Annotated in this window: 20 protein-coding genes and 1 tRNA gene; 3 read left to right on the top strand and 18 right to left on the bottom strand. The window is 64.6% G+C overall.

All coding sequences use genetic code 11. The features are described from left to right. Positions 1-141: 141 nt before the first annotated feature. From phnN to FJ957_RS19730, 9 genes are all read right to left on the bottom strand, one after another. Complete coding sequence (gene phnN, locus FJ957_RS19775; protein ID WP_181180632.1) at positions 142-768, bottom strand: phosphonate metabolism protein/1,5-bisphosphokinase (PRPP-forming) PhnN; 627 nt, start codon at positions 766-768, stop codon at positions 142-144. After that, entirely contained in the window at positions 765-1904 is a 1140-nt protein-coding gene (locus tag FJ957_RS19770; protein WP_140834293.1) for an alpha-D-ribose 1-methylphosphonate 5-triphosphate diphosphatase, read from the bottom strand. The genes phnN and FJ957_RS19770 overlap by 4 nt, the downstream gene beginning before the upstream one ends. A 181-nt stretch (positions 1905-2085) precedes the next feature. Then, positions 2086-2793, bottom strand: a complete 708-nt coding sequence (locus FJ957_RS19760; protein WP_140834289.1) for a DUF1045 domain-containing protein — start codon at positions 2791-2793, stop codon at positions 2086-2088. A 248-nt stretch (positions 2794-3041) separates the two neighbouring features. Then, positions 3042-3854, bottom strand: coding sequence for a 5-deoxy-glucuronate isomerase (gene iolB / locus FJ957_RS19755; protein ID WP_140834287.1), 813 nt, complete (start codon positions 3852-3854; stop codon positions 3042-3044). A 380-nt stretch (positions 3855-4234) separates the two neighbouring features. Next, positions 4235-4447, bottom strand: a complete 213-nt coding sequence (locus FJ957_RS19750; RefSeq protein WP_140834285.1) for a DUF3329 domain-containing protein — start codon at positions 4445-4447, stop codon at positions 4235-4237. Between the two features lie 82 nt (positions 4448-4529). Then, positions 4530-5444 (bottom strand): myo-inosose-2 dehydratase, encoded by a 915-nt coding sequence (iolE, locus tag FJ957_RS19745; protein ID WP_140834283.1) that lies wholly within the window; start codon positions 5442-5444, stop codon positions 4530-4532. A 42-nt stretch (positions 5445-5486) separates the two neighbouring features. Then, the gene (gene iolD / locus FJ957_RS19740) at positions 5487-7331 is read right to left on the bottom strand and encodes a 3D-(3,5/4)-trihydroxycyclohexane-1,2-dione acylhydrolase (decyclizing) (RefSeq protein ID WP_140834281.1); all 1845 of its coding nucleotides are present in this window, start codon (positions 7329-7331) and stop codon (positions 5487-5489) included. A gap of 32 nt (positions 7332-7363) precedes the next feature. After that, a complete protein-coding gene (gene iolC, locus FJ957_RS19735; RefSeq protein ID WP_140834279.1) occupies positions 7364-9298 on the bottom strand; it encodes a 5-dehydro-2-deoxygluconokinase in 1935 nt (644 codons plus the stop codon). Between the two features lie 154 nt (positions 9299-9452). Beyond that, a complete protein-coding gene (locus tag FJ957_RS19730) occupies positions 9453-10298 on the bottom strand; it encodes a MurR/RpiR family transcriptional regulator (protein ID WP_181180631.1) in 846 nt (281 codons plus the stop codon). A gap of 248 nt (positions 10299-10546) precedes the next feature. Between FJ957_RS19730 and FJ957_RS19725 the strand changes: the two genes are divergently transcribed. Beyond that, positions 10547-11656 carry a Gfo/Idh/MocA family oxidoreductase gene (locus FJ957_RS19725; RefSeq protein ID WP_140834275.1) on the top strand — a complete coding sequence of 370 codons (1110 nt, stop codon included), beginning with the start codon at positions 10547-10549 and terminating at the stop codon, positions 11654-11656. A 20-nt stretch (positions 11657-11676) separates the two neighbouring features. Here the strand turns inward: FJ957_RS19725 and iolG are convergent, their stop codons facing one another. The 6 genes from iolG to iolE (FJ957_RS19695) all read right to left on the bottom strand — a co-directional run bounded on the left by iolG (position 11677) and on the right by iolE (FJ957_RS19695) (position 17658). After that, positions 11677-12669, bottom strand: coding sequence for an inositol 2-dehydrogenase (iolG, locus tag FJ957_RS19720; RefSeq protein WP_140834273.1), 993 nt, complete (start codon positions 12667-12669; stop codon positions 11677-11679). Between the two features lie 21 nt (positions 12670-12690). After that, positions 12691-13509, bottom strand: coding sequence for an ATP-binding cassette domain-containing protein (locus FJ957_RS19715; RefSeq protein WP_140834270.1), 819 nt, complete (start codon positions 13507-13509; stop codon positions 12691-12693). After that, positions 13509-14618 carry an ABC transporter permease gene (locus tag FJ957_RS19710; protein WP_246685895.1) on the bottom strand — a complete coding sequence of 370 codons (1110 nt, stop codon included), beginning with the start codon at positions 14616-14618 and terminating at the stop codon, positions 13509-13511. Before FJ957_RS19710 ends, FJ957_RS19715 begins: the two co-directional genes overlap by 1 nt. 195 nt (positions 14619-14813) lie before the next feature. Further along, entirely contained in the window at positions 14814-15794 is a 981-nt protein-coding gene (locus tag FJ957_RS19705; protein WP_140834266.1) for a sugar ABC transporter substrate-binding protein, read from the bottom strand. A 102-nt stretch (positions 15795-15896) separates the two neighbouring features. Next, the gene (locus tag FJ957_RS19700; RefSeq protein WP_140834264.1) at positions 15897-16739 is read right to left on the bottom strand and encodes a polysaccharide deacetylase family protein; all 843 of its coding nucleotides are present in this window, start codon (positions 16737-16739) and stop codon (positions 15897-15899) included. Further along, the gene (iolE, locus tag FJ957_RS19695; protein WP_140834262.1) at positions 16729-17658 is read right to left on the bottom strand and encodes a myo-inosose-2 dehydratase; all 930 of its coding nucleotides are present in this window, start codon (positions 17656-17658) and stop codon (positions 16729-16731) included. Before iolE (FJ957_RS19695) ends, FJ957_RS19700 begins: the two co-directional genes overlap by 11 nt. 555 nt (positions 17659-18213) lie before the next feature. On the opposite strand from iolE (FJ957_RS19695), the gene FJ957_RS19685 reads away from it, so the two are divergent. After that, positions 18214-19686 (top strand): PLP-dependent aminotransferase family protein, encoded by a 1473-nt coding sequence (locus FJ957_RS19685; RefSeq protein ID WP_246685894.1) that lies wholly within the window; start codon positions 18214-18216, stop codon positions 19684-19686. 2 nt (positions 19687-19688) lie between these two features. On the opposite strand, the gene FJ957_RS19680 is transcribed toward FJ957_RS19685, so the two are convergent. The 3 genes from FJ957_RS19680 to FJ957_RS19670 all read right to left on the bottom strand — a co-directional run bounded on the left by FJ957_RS19680 (position 19689) and on the right by FJ957_RS19670 (position 21854). Further along, a tRNA-Arg gene (locus FJ957_RS19680) sits at positions 19689-19765 on the bottom strand. Positions 19766-19881: 116 nt separating this feature from the next. Continuing rightward, a complete protein-coding gene (locus tag FJ957_RS32315; protein ID WP_246685893.1) occupies positions 19882-20163 on the bottom strand; it encodes an HNH endonuclease in 282 nt (93 codons plus the stop codon). A 767-nt stretch (positions 20164-20930) separates the two neighbouring features. Continuing rightward, positions 20931-21854 carry a DUF1003 domain-containing protein gene (locus tag FJ957_RS19670; protein WP_140834258.1) on the bottom strand — a complete coding sequence of 308 codons (924 nt, stop codon included), beginning with the start codon at positions 21852-21854 and terminating at the stop codon, positions 20931-20933. Between the two features lie 375 nt (positions 21855-22229). On the opposite strand from FJ957_RS19670, the gene FJ957_RS19665 reads away from it, so the two are divergent. Next, positions 22230-22679: a universal stress protein gene (locus tag FJ957_RS19665; RefSeq protein ID WP_140834256.1), complete on the top strand. Its 450-nt coding sequence runs from the start codon at positions 22230-22232 to the stop codon at positions 22677-22679. Positions 22680-22821 lie beyond the last annotated feature (142 nt).

Genomic DNA, 22821 nt, shown 5'->3' with positions numbered 1-22821 from the left:
AAGATGCGCTGATATTCAGGTCAGGCCGAGCCGAAAGTGGTGGCTTCCGAGAACCGGAGCGGAGCGTACTTAAGTACGTAAGCACCGGAAGCGCAGGGAGCCGCTACTTGTAGGCCGGGCTCACCTGAATATCAGCATATCTTAGATCATGTCCGACAGGTCGGAGAACGCCATCGCCTTGCGCAGCACTTCGGCAAAGCGTTCGCCGGCGACCTCCTTGTCGCCGCCATTGTCGATCGACGTGACGTCCGGTCCTGTCAGCTTGACGCTCGTGCTGCGCGCCAGGCGGGCAAGCACTTCGCCGCGTGATTCGCGGCCGCGCGCCGCCAGCCGTTCCGCCAGTATCTCCGGCGCCGCGGTGATCTCGACCACGGCCAGATTGGCGTAGCGTTCGCGCAGCGCCGGGATGACCGCGCGCGACACGTTGGCAACCGCCACGTGGCCGTTCGCCACGGCCCAGTCGACATCGGCCGGCAGGCCATAGCGAAGGCCGTGCGCGTCCCAGCACAGCGAGAAGGCGCCGTCGGCCTCCGCTTCCGCGAAGGCGGCATCGGCCAGCGTGTCGTGGTCCTCGCTTGCCGTGTCGCTCGGCCTGGTGATGACGCGGCGCACGAATTCCAGCCGCGTCTCGCCGGCGAAGCGCTGCTTGGCGTAGCCGATCATCGTATCCTTGCCGGCGCCGCTCGGGCCGACCACCGCGACGAAGACGCCGTTGCGGATCGGCAGGCTTTCGGCCAGCTCGCGCTCGATGAGGGCCGAGACCATCATGCGACCCGGCGGCCCTGGCGCCACACGGTGCGCACGACCGGCACATGGTCGTCGACCCGCACCCGCACCAGGTCGGCGCGGCGGCCCGGCTCGATGACGCCGCGATCGGCAAGGCCGATGGCTTCGGCCGGGTTCTTCGAAACCATGGCGACCGCCTGCGGCAGCGAGATGCCCTCGACGACATCGCCGAGGAAGAAGGCCGACTGGATCAGGCTGAACGGGATGTAGTCGGACGACAGGATGTCGAGCAGGCGGTCGGCGGCAAGCGTGCGCGCCGAGACATTGCCGGAATGCGAGGCGCCTCGCATGACGTTGGGCGCGCCCATCAGCACGCCGAGGCCGGCCGCCTTCGAGGCCTTGGCCGCCTCTTCCGTCGTCGGGAACTCGGCGACGCGCACGCCCTGCTCGATTGCTTCTTCGACATGGCGGGAGGTCGCGTCGTCGTGGCTCGCCAACACAATGCCGCGCTCCTGGCAGGCGGCCGAGATGAAGACGCGGTTCGGACCGGAATTGCGGGCCGATTCGGCCATCCGCTTCTCGCAGAACTTCTTGAAGTCCTGGTCCGTCAGCTTCAGCTTGCGCTGGTAATAGTAGGCATAGGTCTCGAGGTTGACGAACTGGCGCTGTCCGGGCGCATGGTCCATCAGCGAGGCAAGTTTCACCCGGTCGTCAGTCTCGAAATTGGCGAAAGCCTCGAGGCAGTCCGGCGCCGAGACCTCGCAGCGCAGATGGATGAAATGGTCGGCCCTGAGCCGATCCTGGCGCACGCTGTCCTCGATCGCGTCGGCCAGCTTGCGAACGTCGTCGGACTTCAGGTCGGCATCCTCGTCCATGCCGACGCGCAAGGCGTCGAGCACGGTGGTGATACCTGCGGTCGCCACCTGGGCGTCATGGGCAAGCACGGCGGCAATCGGGTTCCACCGCACTTTCGGGCGCGGCGCGTAATGGCCTTCGAGGTGATCGGTGTGGAGCTCGACGAGACCCGGGATGATGTAGTCGCCGCCCATGTCCTCGCCGGCGCGGGCAGCGCCCGGTTCGACGGCGGCGATCAGGCCGTCGCGCAACAACAGCGAGCCTTCGACGATTTCGTCCGGCAGCACGATGCGGGCATTGGTGAGAACGGTTTCGGCGGTCATCTCAGGCGGTCCTACCTCAAGCGGTCAATCAGAGCAATTCCAGGAAAAGTGCCTTGCGGTTTTCCGCCCGGAATTGCGTAAACAAAAGTCAGAGCAATTCCAGGAAAAGTGCCTTGCGGTTTTCCGCCCGGAACTGCGTAAACAAAGAGATAGGGCAGTTCAGCGTTTCCGCTGAACTGCCCTAGGCGGTCTTGCGGGCCGGGCCGTGGCCAAGCGCATGGTGGGAAAGCACCATGAACGGGGCGCCGGGCTCGCTTTCGACGAACAATGTCAGCGCATCCACCGGCACCGGCTGCCGCAGCACGTCGGCGAACAGTCCGTCGATCGCTGCGCGAAGACGCGGGCTTTCCTGTGGCCCAACGCGCCCCGACAGCGTCATGTGGAAGCGGAACGTGTCGAAGACGTAAGGATAGCCCCATTGGCAGAGGTTGCGGAACTCGTCCGGCTTCAGCGAATCTGGGCTGCGGCGCTCGATCTCGGCCTCGGTCAATGGCGCACGGAAGCAGTCGAAGGCGCGCACGACCTCGCCGGCGAAATCGTTGATCGGGGCGAACGCGGCTTCGGGCACCAGGGCGAAGAAATCGTCGATCTGGCCGACCACTAGGCGCGGGATGACGACTGGCGGAGTGGCTTCGGCGAAACTGTCGAGAGCAGCGCGCAGCGAAGCTTCCGTCTCGTCCGGCGCCAGCCGGAACGGCGCCTTCAGCGTCGCGTGGAACCCGTAGCGCCTGGCGGAGGCGGTATGGAAGGCGACTTCCGCGGCCGACAGATCGCCCACGGCCTCGACCGGTCGCGTCGCCGCGCCAAACGGATCGCGGCCCAGCCAGTTGGCGGCAACGCGCGCCAGCTTCTCGTCCTGTCCCGGAGTGTAGTAGATGGCGTAGCGCATGGGCATTCCTCGTCAAGCGCGCTGCGCGCCCCGAAAGGAATATGCGACGCGCTTCAAGTCATTGTCTTGGCAAGTCGTGGCCCAAAAACGCCGGAGCGTTTGCGGCGACATGCACCGGAACCGCTGCCATAGGTGATTTCCATGACGGATTGACGAAGCTTTCGTGGGTTTTCGAAGGCAAGTCCAGTCGCTAGGTGCTTAGCCGACGATTTTTCCGGACTGGACCAACGACTTCGCCGGCGTGCCGATCAGGCCTTCATCAGCCACTCGTGCTCGGCCGCGTTGTGGAATTTCCACGTCCGCTTCGGTCCGGCCATGACATTGAGGTAATAGAGGTCGTAGCCGTGGCAGGCCGCGCAGGGGTGATAGCCCTTCGGCACCAGCACGACATCGCCGTCCTCGATCGCCATCGCTTCGTCCAGCTCGCGCACGCCGTTGCGGTCGGCATCGGTGTAGATGCGCTGGAAGGCAAAGCCCTGCGGCGGGTTGAGGCGGTGGTAATAGGTCTCCTCGAGATAGGATTCCGCCGGCAGATTGTCCTGGTCGTGCTTGTGCGGCGGATAGCTCGAGGTGTGGCCGCCTGGCGTGATCACCTCGACCACCAGCAGCGAATCCGCCGGCTTGCCCTCGGGCAGGATGTTGGTGACGTAGCGCGTGTTGGTGCCCTTGCCGCGCACTTCCCGGTCGAGATCGTCAGGTCCGATGACGCGCACCGGCAGGCCGCCGCTTAAGCCAGGCGCCGAGCAGACGGCAAGCTCCAGTTCGGTATCGGCCGTCACGGACCAGTCAGCGCCTTCCGGCACATAGACCGACCAAGGCTTGCCTTCGAAGGGCGACATGCGCTCGCCGAGCAGGCCTAGGTCCTTGCCGCCGGCCGACGCCTTGCCTTTGCCGGTGACGAAGACCAGGCAGACCTCGCGGTCGCCGGTCTTGCCGGACGCCGTCTCGCCCGCTTTCAGCCGATGCAGATCGAAACCGACATAGGTCCAGCCGGCGCTTTGCGGCGTGACATGAGCGACGTGGCCGTGGCCCTTGTCGGCCTTGACGAGCAGTTTCGACATTTTTGTCTCCTAATTCCTCGACGCTTCGATTTTCAGGCCTGCTTGCAGGATTTCATCGTTCATTGGACTATCGTGAAAACCGTGAAGATTGGCCGGTTCCTCTCAACTTCGTCATCCTAGGGCGGAGCAGGAGCGAAGCTCCGTCGCGGAGACCCTAGGATCCATTCCGTTCCCTCAGTCGAAGAGTGCAGCGGAGCAGAATTCTGCACCGCAGCGGCTGCCTCGAAGTCACGGAATGGATCCTCGGGTCTGCGCCGCGTCGCTTCGCTCCTTGCTTCGCCCGTGGATGACGAAGCGAAAGATGTTTCAGCCAATCGCTAATGCATCCGATGCGCCATGCGCGCTGTCCGATCCGTGAACCCTCCACCCCATCGACCGCTTCATTCCCTCGGCTCGGCCGGAGGCTTTGCTTCCTCGGCCGGCTTGTAGAGGTAGAAAAACTGCCACACCGCATAACCGGCGAAGCCCAGCGCGATGACGCCCCAGAACGGCGTGCCGGAGGCGAACTCGATCACCGACCAGACCAGGCAGACCGCGACGATGGCGATGCGGCGCCACAGCGGCCGGAAGAAGGGGTGCTCATAGTCTTTCATCGCGCCAATCCAGGATTTGCCCAAGGCGCATCAGATAGACCGAGCGTCCCGACTAATCCATCATTCATGACGAATCCCCCGTTCAGGCCGGAAAACCCTGCGTCTCGACCGTATAGCCGGCGGCCGTCATCACCCGCATCAGCTCCTTGTGGCCGACCTGCGCCATCTTGAGCGGCGGGTTCTTCTTCGGATCCTGCTCGGCTTCCACGACGAACCAACCCTCATAGCCATGATCGGCGAACCGTTGGACGATGGCGCCGAAATCGAGCGAGCCGTCGCCCGGCACGGTGAAGGCGCCGAGCGCCACGGCATCGAGGAAGGACTGTTTTGAGCGGTCGAGCCCGTCGATCAGGCCCATGCGCACGTCCTTCACATGGACATGGTTGATGCGCTTGTGGTGGTTGTCGATGGCGCGCAGCACGTCGCCGCCGGCAAAGGCCAGATGGCCGGCATCGAGCAAAAGCGGAATGCCTTCGCCGGAATGGCGCATGAAGGCGTCGAGCTCCGGCTCGGTCTCGACCACCGCCGCCATGTGATGGTGGTAGGAAAGCGGCATGCCCTGGTCCGCGCACCATTCGCCGAATTCGGTGACGCGGCGGCCATAGGCCTTCATCTCGTCGCCGGTAAGCTTCGGCTTGGTGGCCAAGGGTTTCGAACGATCGCCCTGGATGGAGCGGCCGACCTCGCCATAGACGATGCAGGGCGCGTCGACCGCCTTGAACAGGTCGATCATCGGCTGGATTCGGTCCTTGTTCCTGGCCATGTCCTCATCGACCAGCGTGCCGGAGAACCAGCCGCCGCAAAGCGTGACGTCGGCCTCTCTCAGGATCGACAGCATCACCTTCGGGTCGTTGGGGAAGCGGCGGCCCATCTCCATGCCGGTGAAGCCCGCCGAGCGCGACTGGCGCAGACACTCCTCCAGCGACACGTCATCGCTCAGTTCCACGAGATCGTCATTCCACCACGCGATGGGGGACATGCCCAGTTTGGCTTTCAAGTCTTCGCTCCGATGTCAGTTCATTATGAGGCGGACGCCGGCTCAGCCCTGACGGCCGCCCAAGGCTTCCTCGTATTTCTTGCGCGCGGCGTTGACTTGGGGCCGCGAGGAGACTTCCGGCACGGCGACGTCCCACCAGTGGCCGCCGGCCTCGGTAGACACCAGCGGATCGGTGTCGATGACCAGCACCGTGGTCCTGTCGTTGTCTTTGGCCTTGGCCAGCGCCGTCTCCAGCTCCGCGATCGAGGCCACCTTCTCGGCGAGGGCACCGAGGCTCGCCGCATGGGCGGCAAAGTCGACGTCAGGCATCACCTCGTGGCGCGAGTCCTTCAGGAGATTGTTGAAGTTGGCGCCGCCGGTCGCCATCTGCAGCCGGTTGATGCAGCCATAGCCTCGATTGTCGAGCAGCACGATGGTGAGCTTCAAGCCAAGCATGACAGAGGTGGCGATCTCGGAATTGAGCATCAGATAGGAGCCGTCGCCGACCATGACGACGACCTCCTGGTCAGGCCTTGCCATCTTGACGCCGAGCCCGCCGGCGATCTCGTAGCCCATGGTCGAGAAGCCGTATTCGGCATGATAGGAGCCCGGCGCGCCGGCCTGCCAGAGCTTGTGCAATTCGCCGGGCAGGCCGCCGGCGGCATGCAGCAGCGTTACATCGGAGCCCATCGCCCGCTGCACGGCGCCGATCACCTGCGCGTCGGAAGGATAGGCCGCGTTGGTCGAGGCCGTTACCTTGGCGGCGGCGACCTGCCATTCCGTCTTGCCCTTCAATGCATTGTCGGTCCAGGCGGCAGGCGCCTTCCAGCCTTTCAGTCCGGCGGCAAGCTCGGCAAGCCCCTCGGCGGCGTCGGCGACCAGCGGCGACGCCCAATGCTTGCCGGCGTCGAAAACCTGGGTGTTCAGCCCGATGATGGTGCGGCCGGCACTCTTGAACAGCGCCCAGGAGCCGGTGGTGAAGTCCTGCAGCCTGGTGCCGACGGCAAGCACGACATCGGCTTCCTCGGCCAGACGGTTGGCGGCTGAGGTGCCGGTGACGCCGACGGCGGCCATGTTGAGCGGATGATCGTCGGGGAGCGAAGACTTGCCGCCCTGGGTCTCGCAAACCGGGATGCCGGCGCCCTGCACCAGCTTGGCCAGCTCGCTGGTCGCCTGCGAATAGAGAACGCCGCCGCCGGCGATCACCAAAGGCTTTTTCGCCCCCTTCAACGCCGCGACGGCGGCGGCCAGTTCATTGCGGTCGGGGCGCAGCCGGCGCGGCGTCCAGACGCGCTCGGCAAACAGGCTTTCGGGATAATCAAAGGCCTCGGCCTGCACGTCCTGGCAGAGCGAGAGCGTCACCGGGCCGCATTCGGCCGGATCGGTCAGCACCTGCATGGCGCGGTTCAGCGCCGGAATGATCTGCTCCGGACGCGTGATGCGGTCGAAATAGCGCGATACAGGGCGGAAGCAGTCATTGACGGTTGCCGTACCGTCGGAAAAATCCTCGGCCTGCTGCAGCACCGGGTCGGGCAGGCGGTTGGCGAAGACATCGCCGGGCAAAAACAGGACAGGCAACCGGTTTACATGCGCAAGTGCCGCGGCCGTCACCATGTTGAGCGCACCGGGGCCGATCGAGGTGGTCGCTGCCATGAAGCGGCGGCGGAAATTCGCCTTGCCATAGGCGATCGCCGCATGCGCCATTGCCTGCTCGTTATGGGCGCGGAAGGTCGGCAGCTCGTCGCGCACCTCATAGAGCGCCTCACCGACGCCGGCGACGTTGCCATGGCCGAAGATCGCCCAGACGCCGCCGAAGATCGGCACTTGTCTGCCGTCGATCTCGGTCATTTGCCGGCTGAGAAAGCGGGTCAGCGCCTGCGCCATCGTCAGGCGAATTGTTTTGCTCATCGTGTTTCCTCCGCAATCCTTCAGCGGTCTTCTTATGCGGCCTTGCGGCCGCGCGCGGCAAGCCACGCCTCGGTCAGCTGCTCGAAGCGCGCGGCCATGTCGGCGATTGCCTCGTCATCCGACATCCTGCCGGCCAGCCATTGTTCGGCGGCGTTGATGAAGATGGTGCGACCGACGGCAAACCCTTTGACGATCGGCGCGTTGGCGGTTGCCGCGAAGGCCGCGACCAGCTCGTCCTGAGGCGCTTCGAGCCCGAGCAGCACGACACCGCGGCACCAGGGATCGTTCCTGACGATCACCTGTTCGATCTTCGCCCAGGCGCCCACCGAAGCTTGCGGCTCGAGTTTCCACCAGTCCGGCTTGATGCCCAGCGCGTAGAGCTCCTCCAGCGCGCGCGGAATGGTGGTGTCGTCGAGCTTGCCATGCTTGCCGGCGATGATCTCGACCAGCAATTCGCGGCCGACTTTCCGCGCCGCCTCGAACAGCGCGCGCAGCTTCTGCTGCTGCTCCAGCTTCAGCGCCTCTGGATCGTCCGGGTGATAGAAACACAGGCATTTGATGCAATGGTCGACCGGCCATTCGGTGAGCTGCGAGCCGATATCCTGCGAGAACTCGAAGCGCAGCGGCCGCGATCCGGGCAATTCGACGGGACACCCGAGCCAGGCGAAGGGATGGCGTGCGAATTCGAACATGGCGTCGCGCCCGTATTTCTCGTCGATCAACATGCCGTAGCCGTCGCGGCCGGCGGCGACCTTTGCCGCCGCCTTGACCGTCAGCACCTTGAAGTCGGGAATACGCGAAACATCGGCGCCGACCTTGGCGGCAACGTCTTCCAGCTGCACACGATGGTCGCAGGCCAAAGCCATCAGCGAAGGGATGTCGCGCCGCCGCGTCGTTGCCCAATGGATGTGGTTGATCGCCTCGTCCTTGCGCAGAGCCAGATGCTTGCTGCCCTGCTTCAAAAAGAACTGCAGCTCCTCGAAGGTCGGATATTCCGGCGCGCAGAGCAGGCGCGACACGGCGAAGGCGCCGCAGGCATTGGCCCAGGTCGCGGCCGTCGCAAAACCCTCGCCGCCCAGCCAGCCGCGCAGGAAGCCGGACATGAAGGCGTCGCCGGCGCCCAGCACATTGTAGATCTCGATCGGGAAACCCTTGCCGACGATGCCGTCCTCGAGGTCGTCGCTGATCGGGCCGTCATAGACGATGCAGCCCTTGGCGCCGCGCTTCAGCACGATGGTGGCCGAGGACAGCGCGCGGATCGTCTTCAGCGCGCTCAGGCAATCGTCGGCGCCCGACGCGATCATGATCTCCTCCTCGGTGCCGACGATGAGATCGCAATCCGGCAGCACGGTCTTCAGCTGCGCCGAGACGCGGTCCGACTTGACGTAGCGCTCGAAGCCTTCGGCATGGCCGGCAAGGCCCCAGAGGTTCGGGCGGTAATCGATATCGAACACGACCTTGCCGCCCTTGGCCTTCATCAGGCGGATCGCCTTGCGCTGCGCGGCATCGGAATTGGGCCGCGAGAAATGCGTGCCGGTGACGACCACAGAACGCGCCGAGGCGATGAAAGCCTCGTCGATGTCTTCTTCGGCAAGCGCCATGTCGGCGCAGTCGGAGCGGTAGAAGATCATTGGCGAGACGCCTTCGCTCTCGACCGAAAGCAGCACCAGCGCCGTCAGCCGTTCCTTGTCGGTCTTCAAGCCGTCGACAGACACGCCCTCGCGCCGAAGCTGCTCGCGGATGAAGCGGCCCATCTGCTCGTCGCCGACGCGCGTCAGCAGCGCCGAGCGCAAGCCGAGCCTTGCCGTGCCGACGGAAATATTGGCCGGACAGCCGCCGACCGACTTGGCGAAAGAGGTGATGTCCTCCAGCCGCGAGCCGATCTGCTGGCCATAGAGATCGACCGAGGCGCGGCCGATGGTGATGACGTCGAGCGGCGGGTATTTCCCTTCCACGGCTTCGCCCATTCGAACCTCCCATCGGCCTTGTTGGATAGAGCAGCGTCGTTTTGGACAGCACGCGCCAGCGACGGCGCGGTGTCGTCAATATGAAATATTAATTCCAATCTATAGTCAATATGGAATGAGTGTTCCCATGCCGAAAAGCGCTCGCCGGCGAGGCTCAGCCCTTGCGCCGGCGCCCGGTTTCGCGGCGCTTCTCGCCGACGGCGACGGTCAGCGCCATGGCCAGCGCCATCGTCGCCGAGATCGAGCGGAAACCGCCGAAATCGGCCTCGGCGACCTCGAACCAGACCTTTGCGAACTGCGCCAGCGGCGAAAAGGACGAGTCGGTGATGGCCACGATCGGCACGCCCTGTTCCGCGATCGAGCGTGTCTCGTCGATGGTTGCCGGCGCGTAAGGCGAGAAGCTGATGGCGATGACGGCGTCGCGCGGCGTGGCGAAGCCGATCATCTCGGCATTCAGGCCGGCGGCCGATTCCACCAGCTGGTTGCGGATCTTGAGCTTGCCCAGCGCATAGGCGATGTAGGACGCCACCGGATAGGATCGGCGTTTGGCCAGCACATAGATCGTCTCGGCTTTCGCCAACAGCGCCACCGCCTCTTCGAAATGCGCGTCGTTGAGCGAGCGAGAAATATCGCCCAGCGAGGTGCTGGCGGCGGCGACGAAGCCGTCGAAGACCGCCCGATACCCGCCGCCTTCCTCGGCTTTGGCGCGCAGCGCCGCCAGCCGCTCGTCATAGGAAGAGTTGCGTTCGCGCAGCCGCTCGCGGAAAACCTGCTGGAGGCTGGTGAATCCGTCGAAGCCGAGCTGCTGGGCAAAACGGATCAGCGTCGAGGGCTGAACGCCGGCCGAGGCCGCGATGCTTGCCGCCGTGCCGAAAGCGATGTCGTCGGGGTTGTCGAGCGCATAGGCGGCGATCTGCGCGATGCGCTTGGGCAGGCTTGCGCGCCTGTCCAGGATCGTCGCGCGCAGCGTTTCGAAATCGCGAGGCACCCGTTCGTCCATCGTCGCTCCGCCCACGCCCATAAGGTTTGCCCCTCTCCTGCCTCATCATAACGAGTTCGCGCAAGAACACCATAAAAAATGATTTGGATGTTCCATTCTTTACCAAAATGGACTAATTCATCCACATCAGTATTTCCCCGGAGCGATTCCGCTTTCACGGAACCGCTCCATCTGTTTGTTGACGCAATTCCGGACGGAAAACCGCTCGGCACTTTTCCTGGAATTGCTCTGGCGCGGAGACAATCGACATGGTCGGAGTGGGCCTCATCGGCACGGGCTTCATGGGCAAGTGCCACGCCATCGCCTGGAATGCGGTGGGCACCGTCTTTCCCGATGTCGAGAAGCCGAAACTGGTGCATCTGGGCGAGGTGAATGACGAGCTTGCCCGGCGCAAGGCTGGCGAATTCGGCTTCGCAAAAGGCTCCGGCAACTGGCGCGCCGTGGTCGAGGATCCTGACGTCGAAATCGTTTCGCTGACCACGCCCAACCAGTTCCACCCCGAAATGGCGATCGCCGTCCTCGAAGCCGGCAAGCATCTGTGGTGCGAGAAGCCGATGGCGCCGAGTTTCGCCGAGGCCGAGACCATGGCGGCCGCGGCGAAGAAATCCAGCAAGGTCGCCGTGCTCGGCTACAACTACATCCAGAACCCAGCCATCCGCCACATCGGCGCGCTGCTGGAGGAAAAGATCATAGGCGACGTCAACCTCGTGCGCATCGAAATGGACGAGGACTTCATGGCCGACCCGGAAGCGCTGTTCTTCTGGAAGCACGAGGCTTCGTCCGGTTATGGCGCGCTCGACGATTTCGCCGTCCATCCGCTGTCGCTGATCAAGGCGCTGTTCGGCGGTGTTTCCCGCGTCATGTGCGACATGGTCAAACCCTATGCCGACCGCAAGACCGCTTCCGGCGCCCGCCGCGCGGTCGAGACCTACGACATCGCCAGCGTCTTGATGCATCTGGAAAACGGCGTTGCCGGCACGCTCATGGTCAATCGCTCGGCCTGGGGCCGCAAGGGCCGCATCGCCATCCAGATCTTCGGCTCGAAGGGCTCGATCCTCTACGACCAGGAGCGGATGAACGAATTCCAGCTCTACCTCACCGCCGACCGGCCGACCGAACAGGGCTACCGCACCGTCCTGGTCGCGCCGCACCACAAGCCCTACGATTCCTTCCTGCCGGCGCCTGGCCACGGCCTCGGCTTCAACGACCTCAAGATGATCGAATGCCGCGAGCTCTTGATGCGCATCGCCGGCAAGCCGGCCCGCATCATCGACTTCGACGAGGGGCTGGAGATCGAGCGCACCGTGCATGCCATGGCGCGCTCGTTCCAGGAGCAGCGCTGGGTGGATGTGCGATAGGGCAGACAACTCGACAGGCCTCAGAGCCTTACCGGCTCGAAGCGGCCGGACTTGGCCGAGGCAAGTGCCGCCTCGCACAGGATCATCGCCTTGCGCCCGTCCGCCGCGCCGACCGCCGGCTTTCGTCCCGCCGCGACCGACTGGATGAAATGGTCGAGTTCCGCCTCGTAGGATTGGGCATAGCGCTCGACGAAGAAATAGAGCGGCCGGTCGGCCGCGATCCCGCTCTCGCCGCTGAGGCTGACCGAGGTCGGCGTGCGGTTGCCGGCCTGCAGCATGCCCCTTGAGCCATGCACCTCGATGCGCTGGTCGTAGCCATAGACGGCGCGCACGCTGTTGTTGATGTGGCACTGCCGGCCGGATGCCGTGCGCAGGATGAACATCGCCGTGTCGTAGTCGCCGAGTTTTGCGTAGTAGGGGGCGACCAGCGACGATCCGGTGGCGAAGAGCTCCACCGGCTCCTCGCCGAGCAGGAAACGCGCCATGTCGAAATCGTGGATGGTCATCTCGCGGAACACGCCGCCGCCGCCCGCCAGCGCCTCCTCGGTCTCCGGCTCCGGGTCGCGGCTGGTGATGATCACCTGCTCGACCGCGCCGATCTCCCCGGCGTCGATCCTTTTCTTCACGGCGGCGAAGGACGGATCGAAGCGCCGGTTGAAGCCGATCTGCAGCGGCACGCCGGCCTTCTCGACCGCCGCCAGGCACTGGTCGGTGTGGGCGATGTCGAGGTCGATCGGCTTCTCGCAGAAGATCGCCTTGCCTTTGGCGGCGGCCTCGACGATCAGGTCGGCATGCGTGCGGGTGGCGGAAGCGATCACCACTGCCTTGATCGACGGGTCGTTCATCACCGTCGCGGTGTCGGCGATCTCCGCACCCGTTCCGGCGGCGATGCGCTCGGCCGCGTCGCGTCGCGGGTCGACGACAGTGCGCAGGCGCACCCCCGGATGCCGGGCAAGATTTTTCGCATGCACCGAGCCGATCAGCCCGGCGCCGAACAATGCGGCGTCGATCATTTTTCTACCCTCTGTAATGCCTCAGCGAGCAGCCGCTTCCGCGCCGGATCCCGGTTTGGTGAAGCGCTCCAGTTCCTGCTGCAATTCGCGGATCTCGCGGCCGCCGGCCATCATGTCCAGCACCTCCTTCTCGGTGATGTCGCCCTTGCGGAACGTGCCGAGCGAGCGGCCGCGGTTGAGCATGGTGAAGACATCGCCGATCGGATAGGCATGGTGGATGTTGTGGGTGATGAAGATGACGGCGAGCCCACGCTGGCGCGCCTGCGCCACATAGCGCAGCACGATCGAGGCCTGGTGCACGCCGAGCGCCGAGGTCGGCTCGTCGAGGATCAGCACGCGCGCCCCGTGATAGACGGCGCGGGCGATTGCCACGCATTGCCGCTCGCCGCCGGAAAGCGTGCCCACCGCCTGCTGCGGATCGCGCACATTGATGCCGATCTTGCCGAGCTGGTCATAGACGATCGCATCGGCCGCCTTCATGTCGATACGCCTGGCGGGTCCCCAGCCCTTCACCGGCTCGCGTCCAAGGAAGAAGTTGCGGGTGATGCTCATCAGCGGGATCATCGACAGGTCCTGGAAGACCGTGGCGATGCCGGCGTCCAGCGCCTGCCTTGGCGAAGAAAAAGTCACCGGCTTGCCGTCGACATACATCTGGCCTTCGCTCGGCGTGTGCACGCCTGACAGCGTCTTGATCAGCGTCGACTTGCCGGCGCCGTTGTCGCCAAGCAGGCAGTGCACCTCGCCGGCATGCGCGGCGAAAGACATGTCGCGCAGCGCCGTCACCGAGCCGAAGCGGCGGGTGACGTTGCGCAGTTCGATCAGCGGAACGGGCTCGGCCATCAGCGCGCCTCCGTCGCCTTGCGGCGCACGTAATTGTTGACCAGCACGGCGATCAGCAGCATCGAGCCGAGGAAGACCTGGAACCAGTCGGTGTCGATGCCGGTGTAGAAGATGCCCATCTCCACCGTGCCGAAGATCAGCGCGCCGAACATGGCGCCGATCGCCGAGCCGTAGCCGCCGGTGAGCAGGCAGCCGCCGATCACCGCCGCGATGATCGCCTGGAACTCCTTCTGCGTGCCCCGCAGCGTGTCGGCGGAGCCGGCTTCCAGCACCTGGATGACGGCGAACAGCGTCGCCGACAGCGCCGTGCCGATGAACAGCAGGATCTTCACCCGGTCGACCGGCACGCCGACATTGCGCGCCGCGCGGTCGTCGCCGCCGACGGCGAACACCCAATTGCCGAAGCGCGTCTTGACCAGCAGCCATGTGGCGAAGGCCGTCACCGCCACCCACCACAGGATCGACATGGACAGGCCCTGCACCATGGCCGAGCCGTCGGGGCGCGCGGCGATCACGCCATGCGAGGCGAGCCAGGCGAAGACCGGCGCGCCGAACTTGCCGCCGAACAGCCAGACCACGAAGCTGCCTTCCTGGCCGTCGGTGATATAGGGGATCTGCGTGCGCCCGGTGACGGTGCGCGTGATGGCCAGCGTCAGCCCGCGTAGGATGAACAGGCCTGCCAGCGTTACGATGAAGGAGGGAAGCCTTGTGCGCACCACAAGGATGCCGTTCAAAGCGCCGACGATGATGGCGATGACGAAGGCGATCGCCACCGCCGCGGGGATCGACAGCCCGAACTGGGTGACGCAAAGCCCGATTGTGACGCTGGCAAAGCCGATCATCGAACCCAGCGACAGGTCGAACTCGCCGCCGATCATCAAAAGCGCGACCGCCGCGGCAAGGATGCCGAGCTGCGCCGACACCTGCAGGAAATTGGCGATGCCGGCCATCGAGAACAGGCCGCTGTTGCCGGCGGTGATGCCGAAGGCGAGGAAGACGATGATGGTGCCGGTGATGGCGCCGAGCTCCGGCCGCCGCATCAGGCGCACCAGGCGTCGCGAAACGGGCTTCGGCTCGGGTGGATGAGCCGGGTTCAGTGCATCGGTCACGATCGTCATCCCAATAAGCGTCCAGGGCATCCCAGGAAAAATCCGAAGCGGCAGGTTCGGCGGCTTCGCCTTGGCTTCCGCCCGGATTTCGTGTCTAACAAGTGCCCGCCGGCCAGAGAATGATGCCGAAAAGTGTGAAGCGGTTTTCGGACGACATAATGCTCTGTCTTAGAGCGCCGGCGGACCATTATAGCATCAGCGGATGCCGGCCTTGCTGAGATCGCGCACGGCGGCCGCGTCATCCTTCATGATGAAGGACGGACCGGTGCGCACGGCCGAGGTCGGGAAGGTCTTGTACATCGCCTTGTTGGTCAGGAAGACGACGGGATAGTAGCCCATCATGTATTGCTGGTTGTCGATGCCGAACATCATCGTGCCTTTGCTGACGGCATCGAGGATTTCGGGCGACAGGTCGAAGGTGCCGATCTTGTAGTTGCCGATCGTGCCGGCATCCGAAAACATCTTGAGCAGCGGCGCCGCGACCGTCGGGCCCAGCGTCAGCACGCCGGTGACGTCCGCATGCGCGGTGAGATAGCCCTCGACGCGGCGCGTCACGTCGGTCGGGTCCATCGTGGCCGCGACCACGTCGGAGGAGCCGCCACTCTTCTTCAGCCCGTCATTATAGCCTTCGCAGCGTTTGTCCAGGCTGACATTGCCGACTTCGTGGTTGATGCAGATGCCCTTCTTGACGCCGGCCTTGGCCATGATCTCGCCGGCCTTGACGCCATTGTCGTATTCCGAGCCGCCGCCGACGAAGAGGTCGAGGCCCCAGGGCTCCACCGCTTCCTCGCCGCTGTCGATGACCACCACCGGGATGCCTGCCGCCTTGGCCGCCTCCACCGGCGCCTTCAGCGCGTCCATGTCGGGGATGGAGACGACCAGCCCGTCCGGCTTGGACGCGGTCGCCGCCTCGATCATGCGCGCCATGCGCACCACGTCGAAGGTTTCCGGCGCCTGGTATTCGACCTTGACGCCGAGCTGCTCGGCGGCGGCCTGCATACCGTTCTTCACCACGCTCCAATAGACGTCGTTGGCCTGGCCGTGGGTGACGAAAACGATGCGCACATCGCTTTCCTTCTTCACCTGGGCCGGCGCAGGCAGAATGCCGGCGCCGGCAAAAGCAAGCGAGAGCGCCGCGGCGCCGAGCACATTCCGGATCGAGAATAAGGCACTCATAGTGGTTCTCCTCAGTTGTTGTTGTGTTCCCAAAGTCTTGGCCTCGACCCTCCCTGGTCAGGCCATTTCGTCATGATTGCGGGTCTCTGCTTGCGGGCATGATCATGCCCGGAAATCCCGGAGCGAGCCGCGGCGGATGGACAATCCTTCCACGAAGGCCATGAAGTCCGGGTCTGGAAGCAGCTCGAATTCGTCGATGCGGATCTGCGCCGAGTTCGGTTCGATCTCCTCGATCTCGCCGGGCGCATTGGCGTGCAGGCAAAGGAAATTGAGCCCTTCGCCGATCTCACGGAATAGCGCCTCGTAGCGCGCGCGGGCCGGCTGGTTGCGGTGCCAGGGCGTTTCCAGCACCGCGCTCGCCAGCGTCTCGCCGGCTTGCTCCAGCTGTTTCCCCGGCGCGGCATAGACGCCGTCGTCCAGCTTGCCCAGATTATGGATCGGTCCGTAGACCGAAATGCTTTTCGGAAACAAAGTCGGCAGGCCGTAGTCGATGCCGACCGCCGCGTAGCGGTCGACGAACTCCGGCGAGAACACCGCGCCCATATGCCCGTCGATATGGCTGAGCGACAGCCCGGCAGCCTTGGCCGCATCGATCTGCGCCCGCATCTCGGCCTCCACCGCGTCCGGCTCGCCCTTGGCGCGCAATTCCGGCACGGAGCGGAACAGATAGCCGTCGCTATCGACGATGCCGGACGCCTGGCTCGCCTTGGTCAGCGGCCGCCAGCGGTAGTATTTCTTCTCGGAGGTGAGCGTGATGTGGACGCCGAGATTGAGCGAGGCGTCTTTCGCGCCTTCCTCGGCGATCTCGAGGAACCACGGGCAGGGCACCATCACCGAGCCGCTGTCGACCGCGCCGGCGCGCTTCAGCTTGAGATAGGCGACATTGGCGCCGTGGCACATGCCGACATCGTCGATGTTGATGACGACCTTGCGTTCAGCCGGCATGGCGGACCTCCTGTGCGCGCTCGTGCACGTAGAAGCCCGCGCCTTGCGCCAGCCTCTTCAGGTTGCGGTAGCCCATCGTGGCATAGGTCAGGGGGAGCGCCTTGGCCGGATCCTGCTCGGCCTCCACCACCAGCCAGCCGGAATAGCCTTGGTCGGCGAGGATCTTCAGCAGCGTCGGATAGTCGATCGCGCCGTCGCCCGGCACGGTGAAGATGCCTTCCATCACCGCGCCCATGAAGCTCATGTCGGCGTCGCGCGCCTTCTTCAGCGCCGCCGGGCGCACATCCTTGCAATGCACATGCACGACGCGCTCGACATGCCGGCGCAGCAATTGCTCCGGATCGCCGCCCGAAAAGGCGCAGTGCCCCGTATCGTAAAGCAGCCCGACCGCCTCGCCGCTGCTGTGCATCAGCCTGTCGATCTCCGCGTCGGTCTCGACGATCGTGCCCATGTGATGATGGAAGGCCATGCCGACGCCGAAATCGGAAAAACGCTCGCCAAGCTTGGTGATCTTGGCGCCATAGGCTTTCCATTCCCCGTCCATCAGCTTCGGGCGCTGCGAAATCGGGTCGTGGATCGCGCCATGCCGGCCGCGCGAGGTGTCGGCATAGACCACATGTCTCGCGCCGAGATCCCGAAGCAGCGTCAGATGCGGCCGGATCGCCTCGAATTCCTCGTCCACATCCTTCTCGCAGATGCGCCCGTCATACCAGCCGGAGACCAGCGCCAGCCCGTGATGGTCGAGGATGGGCCGAAGCGTGCGGCTGTCGCGCGGGAACTTGCCGCCAAGCTCTGTGCCGGCATAGCCGGCTTCCGCGGTCTCGCCGAGGCAGGTCTCGAGCGGCGTGTCGCCGCCCAGTTCCGGCACGTCGTCATTGGTCCAGGTGATCGGGTTTATGCCAAGTCGAACTGTCGTCATTGCTCGCTTTCCGCCCCGCAGCCGGGATGGCTGCGGGGTGTCTGGTCTCGGGAGGAGATGGCTGCGATTGCTGGCGACAGGGCGCGAAACCTCGCCGTTTCGTTTGGCGGGATGCCCTCCCAGCACCCTGCCCAACTTGCCTCGTCTTCGACGTCTTACCCCAACGTCAGTGCGGGAAGTCTATCCCGCTCTGTCTCCCCCGCGAGGGCCAGTTTTCCGGAAAATGAAGGAACCAGTTTGTGCTGAAAGGCGGATGTGGCAGGATGGGGGATGGGAGATTTGCAAGCGCTCACGCAGCACCGGCGGCCATCGTCGGCGCGAGGCACCCCCCTCTGGCCTGCCGGACATCTCCCCCGCAAGGGGGGAGATTGGCAGTTTCAGTGCCGGCTCTTCCCTTGCAACGTCGGCGATTGGCGAAGGCGTGGACGACATCTGATCTCCCCCCTTGCGGGGGAGATGGCCGGCAGGCCAGAAGGAGGTGGGCGGGAACTCGACGCTGCAGAGCGAGCTCTTTGGAAGCTTCCGTTGCCAGCAGGCCGCGTAGGCTAACCACCCTTGCGCCCGCACCCCAAGCCCCAGGCCTTCCCCCTCGACATGCTGGCGGTAAACCGCTCGAGCCCCGAGCATCTGTCGCGCCAGCTCTATCACGGCCTCGTCGCCATCATCCGCAGCCGCGCGCTTCCCCCGGGCTCGGAGCTGCCCTCCACCCGCGCTTTGGCCGCCGAGCTCGGCCTTGGCCGCAACACCATCGTTGCCGCTTACGACCAGCTTGTCACCGAAGGCTATCTTGCCAACCGCCAGGGCGCGCGCCCGGTGATCGTCGACCTGCCCGGGGGCCCGCGCGAGTCACCGCGCGAGGAGCCGCCCGTGCCGCTGCGCCAGCCCTCGCTGCGCGGCCAGCAACTGCTCAGCCAGCCCTATCATCACGGCAGGCCGGGGCACGTCGCCTTCCACCCCGGCATGCCGGATGCGCAGAGCTTTCCCTTCGGCGTCTGGGGCCGGCTGGTGGCGCGCCGTGCCAGCCATGGCGGCGAGACGCTGTTCGGCACCTACGACGTCACCGGCCACCCGGCGCTGAAAGACGCGATCGCCGGCTATCTCTTCTCCGCGCGCGGCGTGCGCTGCAGGCCCGAGCAGATCGTCGTCACTACCGGCGCGCAGGCCGCCTTCGACCTTCTCGCCCGCCTGCTGCTCGACCCCGGCGACACGGTGTGGATGGAGGAGCCCGGCTATTATGGCGCCAAGGCCGCCTTCACCGTGGCCGGCGCAAAAATCCTGCCCATCCCGGTCGACCAGGAGCGCGGCTGGTATCTCGACCCGCCGGACCCGTTGCCCCGCCTCATCTATGTGACACCGGCCTGCCAGCATCCGCTCGGCATCACCATGCGCATGGAGGAGCGGCTGCGCCTGCTCGACATCGCCGAGACTGCGAACGCCTGGGTGATCGAGGACGATTTCGACGGCGAATACCGCTTTCAAGGCCGCCCCGTGCCGGCGATCCAGAGCATGGACCGCGCCGGCCGCGTCATCTATGTCGGCACCTTCGCCAAGCTCCTGTTCCCCGCGCTGCGCCTCGGCTTCATGGTGCTGCCGCAAGAGCTCGCCGGCCGCATCGTCAACGCGCTCTCCACCACCGGCCAGTTCGCGCCGCTGCTGCTGCAGGCCGCCTTGGCCGACTTCATCACCGAAGGCCACATGAGCCGCCACCTCAAACGCATGCGCCGCATCTACGCCCAGCGCCGCCAGCTTTTTCGCGACATTGTTGCGGAAAGACTCCGTGATGAGATCACCCTCTCCCCCGCCGAAGCCGGCATCCAGGTGGTGGGCTATCTGAGGGAGGGCATCGACGACATCAAAGTCAGCCAGGCCGCCGCGAAGAGGGCGATCAACGTCTCGCCGCTGTCCAAATATTTCCAGAACACGGCGCCCACCCAAGGACTGGTGCTGGGCTATGCCGCGTGTGACGCGGCGCAGACGAGGGACGGGGTGGAGAGGCTGGCAGCGGCGATACGCGAAACGCTGGGGTGAAATGGCGCACCCGACAAGATTCGAACTTGTGACCTCTGCCTTCGGAGGGCAGCGCTCTATCCAGCTGAGCTACGGGTGCTTCCCGGTGGACCGGAAAACGAACCGGCCTGTGAGCCGGCCAGCCACCGCTTCTTAGCGGAAGCCGCTCCAGGCTTCAACGGGGCAAGTTGAATTAGGCTAAGGGCTACGGAGCGGCTATCCGAGATAACAACTGTTGTTGTGCCAAGTCAGCGCGCCCTTGTCGGGCTGCTGGCTGGCAATCGAGGGAATGGCGACAGACGATCCGTGCAGTTCGTAGTAGTGCCGGCCGTTGTCGAACTCCTCCCGTATCCGGCGGCTCACCTCGAAGCGATGATCGGGGGTGATCGTCACATAGCCCTGATCGAACAAGCTATGGATGTCGCGTCGCATTAGAATGCCATTGTTCGGCGAGTGTTCGCCACCTTCGGCGTAAGGGCGGATGTGGGCGGCTTCCAAAGCCGGCAGCGTTCGCTCCTTCGTGACGGCGCATCGCCTTCCATAAAAGGTCGGTTACCAGGAGCCGGAAGGCTCCTTGACCAAGACGCGGCCTGATCAGAACGGGCTCACCGAATCGGGATAGACTCTCAGCAAGCCCAAGTCGGGGATCGACTGGACTCATCGCGTCCTGAACAGCCTCCCAGAGCGCCGCGCCCTCGCCGGTGTCGGTTCCATAGGACGTGTATGACACGATGTTTTTTGACCACGACGGTGGGGGTGGAAACCATCGATTCTGTTCAAGAAAGAAGGGCTGTGTGAGCACCCGACAGCCGATTTCAATTGGCCCGGTTGCGGCCAGATCGAGCTTTCGGTAGCGCAAGATACGTGACCGCATCTCGGTCAAACTTGTCGCGCCATTGTTTTCTCGGAACGCTTCCCATGCCAGTGATAGTGGCATGATTGTCGAAGAGGCAAAGACGCCGCCACCCACGATCATATTGATCGGTGCGTGGAGTTTAAACAGAAACAGCTCTCCAGGTTGGAGGGAGTGAAACAACCTAGGCGATGGGGACCAGAAGTTGACTTCAGTCAAATCGGGCATGCGGCGGAGTTGGTTGAACCAATCTCCATCCGTGACCGCGACCACAATTTTGACCGGCACCCAATCGCCCCGTGCGAACACCCTGTGTACCGGAAGGCTAGACGGCAAAACTCAGAATTTCCAGGCGTAACTTGTTATAACGCGAATATGCTATGAGGGCGTTGGACGTGGATTAACCCACCTGTCACCCCTCCACCGGCGCCTTCGCCGTCTTGCGCCGCACCGCCCTTGTCGCCCGCTTCTGCTTCTTCGCGCCGGCCAGCTCGTGCATGGCATCCAGCTGCATCTGCTGCATTTCGGCCAGCCGCTGCCATTGGCGCGAAATCAGGTAGTCGAGCTTTTCGTGCAGGTGGCGCACTTCGAGTTCGGCCTTGAGGTTCACCCGGTAGTCGTTGAAGGAGCGCAGCCGGTCTTTGGCTTCCTGGCGCTTCTGGCTCATCATGATCACCGGCGCCTGGATGGCGGCGATGCAGGAGAGCATCAGGTTGAGCAGGATGAACGGGTAGGGGTCGAAGGCGTGCGCCAGGCCGGCGATCAGGTTGATGCCGATCCAGATCAGCAGCACGCCGCCGAACGAGATCAGGAACCACCAGCTGCCGCCGAACTCGGCCATGGTGTCGGAGACGCGGTCGGCGAAGGAGCGGTGCTCCTCGAACTCCTCTTCCGAGTTTTCCGAGATCGTGTCCTGCCTGGCGATCGATTCCACCACCTGGCGGTCGAGCTCGGAGAATTCGCCGTGCTCCTGCTGCAGCAATTCCTCCATGTAGCGCATGCGGTAGCGGCCGAGCTCCTCGCGGCTGATGCGGGCGCCGCGCGGCAGGTCGGGATGGTCGGAGCGGATGCGGTCGGCGAGGCTGGGCCTGAGATCGTCGACGCGCACCAGGTCGCGCTTGCGGAACTTTCTGCCGCTGATCGCCGAGGGTTTTTTCTTCGGCTTGATCCGGCCGGGCACATGCGGCTCGGAATCCGGCACTTCCGGCGCTTCGAGGATCTCGTCGGCGGCGGCTTGCGCATCCTCCGGCACGGTTTCCGCCTCGAGATATTCGCCGGCGATGTCGTTTTCGTTGTCGGCCTGGACTTGCGCGGACGCCTTCGGGTCGCCTGCCATGGTCGGTGCTCCTGTTCGCGGGCTTTGCGGCTACGATACGCCAAGCCGGCGCAGCATATCCATTGCCAGTGTGAATCCCGTGTGACCGAACAAGTTCTTGTGATTAGGTGGGCCCTCGGAGCGCCCGGCGATGCGTGCAATGGCATAGGTCGCCGCTGCCGGCGACAAACTCCGGAGCAGGAAGCCACTGCCAATCCGCGCAGGCTGCGCATGGATAAGCACCCTGGAGCAATCGTCTCCGCCGGCTGGCCTTGATCCAGATCAAGCTGGCCCCTGTGGCTGGCCTGATAGGCTGACTATATCCAGATCAGGCCTGATCGCTCAGGCTCCCGCCAATTGGGGCGCGCATCGCCCCGCAAATGAGGGGTAGCCACCATGTACAAGAAAATCCTGATCGCCACCGACGGCTCGGAACTGGCCCGGAAGGGCGTCGCACACGGGCTGGAGCTGGCCAAGGGCCTCGGCGCCACCGTGGCTTTCGTCACTGTCTCCGAGCAGTTCCCCGCGCTGGCCTGGGGCGGCGCCATGGCCGGCTACGTCGCCGCCGACGAACTGGTCAACTATGAGGAAAGCGCGCGCAAATATGCAAGCGAGCTGCTCGACAAATGCAAGGCCGAGGCCGATGCGAAGGGCGTGGCCTCCAAGGGCATCCATATCGAGAACCGCACGCCCGCCGAAGCGATCCTCGAGGTTGCGGCCAGTGAAGGCAGCGACCTCATCGTCATGGCCTCGCACGGCCGCAGGGGCATCGGCCGCCTGGTTCTGGGCAGCCAGACGGCGGAAGTGGTGTCGCTGACGGAGATCCCGGTGCTGGTGGTTCGATAGGGTCTACGGATAGGGCGGCGAGCCACTTTTGGTTCGTCATTCTAGGGCGGAGCGACGCGAAGCGTCGCGCAGACCCTAGAATCCTGTGTGTTGGTTCTGGTGTATGGTTTGAAGTGGGAAGGAGACCGAATGAATCCTGGTC

It is taken from the genome of Mesorhizobium sp. B2-4-6, from assembly GCF_006442775.1.
GTDB lineage: Bacteria > Pseudomonadota > Alphaproteobacteria > Rhizobiales > Rhizobiaceae > Mesorhizobium.
This window is presented reverse-complemented; position numbering and strand designations above follow the sequence as displayed.

What these genes read in the sequence shown, in the direction of transcription:
- phnN (WP_181180632.1), bottom strand. Translation starts at nt 768, where the DNA reads ATGATGGTCTCGGCCCTCATCGAGCGCGAGCTGGCCGAAAGCCTGCCG.
- FJ957_RS19770 (WP_140834293.1), bottom strand. Translation starts at nt 1,904, where the DNA reads ATGACCGCCGAAACCGTTCTCACCAATGCCCGCATCGTGCTGCCGGAC.
- FJ957_RS19760 (WP_140834289.1), bottom strand. Translation starts at nt 2,793, where the DNA reads ATGCGCTACGCCATCTACTACACTCCGGGACAGGACGAGAAGCTGGCG.
- iolB (WP_140834287.1), bottom strand. Translation starts at nt 3,854, where the DNA reads ATGTCGAAACTGCTCGTCAAGGCCGACAAGGGCCACGGCCACGTCGCT.
- FJ957_RS19750 (WP_140834285.1), bottom strand. Translation starts at nt 4,447, where the DNA reads ATGAAAGACTATGAGCACCCCTTCTTCCGGCCGCTGTGGCGCCGCATC.
- iolD (WP_140834281.1), bottom strand. Translation starts at nt 7,331, where the DNA reads ATGAGCAAAACAATTCGCCTGACGATGGCGCAGGCGCTGACCCGCTTT.
- iolC (WP_140834279.1), bottom strand. Translation starts at nt 9,298, where the DNA reads ATGGGCGAAGCCGTGGAAGGGAAATACCCGCCGCTCGACGTCATCACC.
- FJ957_RS19730 (WP_181180631.1), bottom strand. Translation starts at nt 10,298, where the DNA reads ATGGACGAACGGGTGCCTCGCGATTTCGAAACGCTGCGCGCGACGATC.
- FJ957_RS19725 (WP_140834275.1), top strand. Translation starts at nt 10,547, where the DNA reads ATGGTCGGAGTGGGCCTCATCGGCACGGGCTTCATGGGCAAGTGCCAC.
- iolG (WP_140834273.1), bottom strand. Translation starts at nt 12,669, where the DNA reads ATGATCGACGCCGCATTGTTCGGCGCCGGGCTGATCGGCTCGGTGCAT.
- FJ957_RS19715 (WP_140834270.1), bottom strand. Translation starts at nt 13,509, where the DNA reads ATGGCCGAGCCCGTTCCGCTGATCGAACTGCGCAACGTCACCCGCCGC.
- FJ957_RS19705 (WP_140834266.1), bottom strand. Translation starts at nt 15,794, where the DNA reads ATGAGTGCCTTATTCTCGATCCGGAATGTGCTCGGCGCCGCGGCGCTC.
- FJ957_RS19700 (WP_140834264.1), bottom strand. Translation starts at nt 16,739, where the DNA reads ATGCCGGCTGAACGCAAGGTCGTCATCAACATCGACGATGTCGGCATG.
- iolE (WP_140834262.1), bottom strand. Translation starts at nt 17,658, where the DNA reads ATGACGACAGTTCGACTTGGCATAAACCCGATCACCTGGACCAATGAC.
- FJ957_RS19670 (WP_140834258.1), bottom strand. Translation starts at nt 21,854, where the DNA reads ATGGCAGGCGACCCGAAGGCGTCCGCGCAAGTCCAGGCCGACAACGAA.
- FJ957_RS19665 (WP_140834256.1), top strand. Translation starts at nt 22,230, where the DNA reads ATGTACAAGAAAATCCTGATCGCCACCGACGGCTCGGAACTGGCCCGG.